Origin of the sequence: Oceanobacillus luteolus, from assembly GCF_023715655.1 — a bacterium.
Classification (GTDB): Bacteria; Bacillota; Bacilli; order Bacillales; family Amphibacillaceae; genus Oceanobacillus; species Oceanobacillus luteolus.
This window is the reverse complement of the sequence record NZ_JAMBON010000082.1, coordinates 1-3,767: the sequence shown is the minus strand read 5'-3', so window position 1 is coordinate 3,767 and position 3,767 is coordinate 1. Positions and strand designations below refer to the sequence as shown.

The window sequence follows — 3,767 nt, the reverse complement described above, 5'->3', positions numbered from 1 at the left end:
TACCTAGCTTTCCATTCTATTCTTTTGTTAGCATCGTTCATTGGCATAACCTCCAGATTTTTTTCTAAAGAGATTATCTCAAGAACGGATATTTAATAGAAGGTGTTCATTGTTTGACGCTTACTTTGAAACTGACCTCTACCATTAGTGATCATTCCAAGAACAAGATTATTATTTCTTAAACCCTCCAGCATATAATTGAGGTTGGGGAACGGCACACATGCATCTTTAAATTCCGTAATGTAATCCTGTAATAACTCTTCCCATGTAACATGGATGATATCAAACTCAGCCACTATTTGTTGGTAGACTGTATCCTTCCATACATAACCTCGATCATCAAACTCAATAAACCTCTCGATGTATTTATCTCTAGGGATATGATTTAAGGACTGATATAACCGTTCGTATTGCCCTTCAACAAACAATTTTAAGGATGCATCTCTATTTAATAAGGTTCCGTCCAAATCAAAGATAACAGCTTTGATTATACAAATCACTCCTCCACAGTTGTTCAATTTTATAAAAAGCACTTGATATATCAAACTATCAAATGCTTTTATGAAATACTATATTTGGAATTTTAAGGCAACCTATTCCCCCGTGAAGCCGTGTAAAGTGTATACCATTCCTCTCGAGTCATCAGCTCCGCCTGTCGGATTGCGTCTTTACATTTCGCAATGCGTTCTGGATTTGTTGTACCGATGACAGGCTGAATCATCGCTGTGTGACGCATTAACCACCCAAGCACTATTGCTTCTTGGGAGGTTTCTTTTTCATCTGCTAATCTCTTTACCAGCTCTATCGTAGCCAGGTCTGCTTCCGATGGATTTTCTATAGAGCGACCGGAATACATTCCATTTGCCAATGAACCCCACGCTTGGATTTGCACATTTTCTAGTCGGCAATACTCCATCATCCCTTCTGGAAAGTTCACTCCTGCTCCTGCCTTTTGGTTTACTAATACACCATGCTCCAGCCAATCGATTTCCTTCAAACTCATGTTCAACTGATTAACAACCATAGGTTCCGAACAGTAGGCGTTCAATAATTTTATTTGGGAGGCACTCATGTTGGAAACACCAAAATAACGAACTTTACCTGACTCCTTCAATGTTTCAAACGCCTCTGCAACTTCCTCTGGTTCCATCAACGGATCGGGGCGATGCAGCAAGAGAACATCGATATACTCGGTGTTCAATCTACTCAATATGCCATCCACCGAATCCAAGATATGACTCTTGGAAAAATCATAGCGGTTTGGTATCTCTCCATCAGCAAAACGGATCCCACATTTGGATTGAAGTACGATATTTTCCCTGAGTTCAGGACGTGATTTCAAAATCTCACCAAATACTTTTTCCGCTTTACCTCTCCTATAAATATCGGCATGATCAAACATCGTAATATCGTTAGCCAACGCAGCATCAATTGCTTTTTCTGCATTTAACATATCCTCTATTGAATAAGGTGAATGATTCCAGTCACCACCAAACCCCATGCAGCCTAACACAAGGCGGCTCGTTGTGATACCAGTTTTTTCAATAGGCATTACTTTCATGATTCTCTCCTCCTAAGTCATTTAACATTTCAATATTTGATTTTATTCTAACTGGAAAGTCGTAACAAAAATGGTAGTGCAATCGTAATTTCACGCTTTTCTCCGCTGTTTTCTTATATGTATTCTATATATGTACGTTTTCCATTGAAATTAGTTTCATATTACAGGCCCGTTATATTTTGCTAGGTCAGATCCAAGTGCTAGTTGAGGAATAATAGTTAACCTTCACATAATTGTTTTCTTAAGAGGTTATATGTTGACTTGAGTTCCTCGGCAGTGGCGAATTCTTCATGAGTTGGCAGCTTTAAATCAATTTTTTCGTTATGATGCCTCGTGCGCATGCATAATATCTTGCTGTGCATGGAATCCATTATCATTGAGTATAGTAAAGTCATGACAAACTTCGGCTGTAATAAGGAGATTTGATACCTTAATCAATGTTTTCATTATTCCTTGCATCACTTCTTTGTCATCTATTGCATCTAATCTACCAAAGTGACGGTTAGGAATAACTAAGGTATGCCCCATAGCCACAGGATTGATATCAAGGAATGCGGTAGTGAACTCGTCTTCACATAATATGTACGAACTTATTTCCTTACTAACAATTCCACAAAATATACAGTGCTCCAAATCGATTCACCACTCCCTAATAATTTTTTCGAATCTCCAGATTTACACACATCTGAATTTATCCTTTTATGTTCATCCGTTACCACAAGAAAATACTAATCATTTCCATAAAATGAGACACACTATGACCAAAGGAGGTTGTGGAATGGATAAAAGTAAAGAAGTAAAAAAACAAGAACGTCAACAACAAAGAGAAAAGTCTGGTCCTATAAAAGGTGATAAGAAATTAAATGGTCCAAACCGTCCTTCCATTTAATTTAAACGGAGCGAAAAGGATTTGTTTTCCAACAGATCCTTTTTTGCATATCCACCAGAAGTACACCGATGGATTACTGATGTATCAGTTTAAAGCTTTTCCCATAATGGCTTGTAAATTGTCCTCTGAAATTACAGGGACATCTTTTTTAATCATTTCCCATCCATGCTTTCTATAAAAGTTTATCGCAGGCCTGTTCTCCATACCAGTTGTTAATACAGCACTATTATAGTTCACACTTTCTAATAAAGCATGATGTAATTTACTAGCTATACCTAGGCGTCTATATGATGGCAATACCGCTAATTCAACAAATTCAAAGCAATTGAATAACCAGGTTTTAATATCTTCTTCGGATAAATGTTCAGCAATCTTTTCTCTGTAAAATTGACCTGGTAAGCTTGTATATCCATAGGTAAACCCAACAATATTTCCATCATCATCATTTGCTTTTAGTCCGATAAATCCTTCATAATTAGCATGTTTATTAATATTTTTTATAGCATTTTCTTCCATCGAATAATTATCAGTTAAAAAAGTGACACAGTACAATTCTGCTATTTTTTCTATATCAGGATCTCGATGATAAAAATCATCAATCTTTATATTCCCCATAACACAGCCTCCGTTAGCTTTACCATTTACTATACTTTCCTCGATTCTACATGGAAATCTATTCAGCGGTCTTCAAATTCTAGTGTAGGCCAAATATTCAGCCTATCCATTAATATTCTATATGAAAAGTTCTTTTCCTTCTTTTATATAATTAATGGCCCTTAATATAATAATGTACAAAAAAAGTCTAATTCTACGCAGGAGAAGTTAGACTTTTTATATGGCTATTTCTTTTGGATAGGAGACAAGGTTTCTAGCTCTCCCTGCGCTACAATCGTCCTTAATATTACATGGGCTTTTGCATGTAAACTAATGAAAGATGCCAACCCCATAAAAATTAACGGAGATCCAAGAAATACGGAAATTATAATTATACTTAACATGCTTATTTCTTGTATTGATGATGCTGAGAGCAATAGGTTCGGAATAGAAAACGGGATGCTCACCATGACAATCAAACTTCCTACACCTAGTGCTCTAGCTGCAGTAGCAAACATTACACCTCTATTTTTATTTTCAATCAAGTATAAAAAAGCTCCGAAAATAATAATTAATATCCCTACCATACTGCCAACTTTCGTAATATAAGGTTAACCAGATATTTCTGGTTGACCATTTTTTATATGGTTTTATTATAACAGTAGCCGGGGTAGAACGTCTCTGCCCGTGGGACATTTGATCCCGTCAACTAAACCGTTCGCC

At 36.5% G+C, this 3,767-nt stretch carries 4 protein-coding genes and 1 pseudogene; all 5 read right to left on the bottom strand.

The genetic code is table 11. From position 1 onward, the window contains the following. Positions 1-125: 125 nt before the first annotated feature. Positions 126-491 (bottom strand): annotated as a pseudogene (locus M3210_RS19505) (HAD family hydrolase); the annotation flags it as partial. 92 nt (positions 492-583) lie between these two features. After that, positions 584-1,561 carry an aldo/keto reductase gene (locus M3210_RS19500; RefSeq protein WP_251517902.1) on the bottom strand — a complete coding sequence of 326 codons (978 nt, stop codon included), beginning with the start codon at positions 1,559-1,561 and terminating at the stop codon, positions 584-586. 321 nt (positions 1,562-1,882) lie between these two features. Further along, on the bottom strand, positions 1,883-2,194 hold the full coding sequence (locus tag M3210_RS19495; RefSeq protein WP_251517899.1) for an HIT family protein: 312 nt from the start codon (positions 2,192-2,194) through the stop codon (positions 1,883-1,885). Between the two features lie 340 nt (positions 2,195-2,534). Then, entirely contained in the window at positions 2,535-3,065 is a 531-nt protein-coding gene (locus tag M3210_RS19490) for a GNAT family N-acetyltransferase (RefSeq protein WP_251517898.1), read from the bottom strand. A gap of 224 nt (positions 3,066-3,289) precedes the next feature. Continuing rightward, on the bottom strand, positions 3,290-3,589 hold the full coding sequence (locus tag M3210_RS19485; protein WP_251517895.1) for a hypothetical protein: 300 nt from the start codon (positions 3,587-3,589) through the stop codon (positions 3,290-3,292). Positions 3,590-3,767 lie beyond the last annotated feature (178 nt).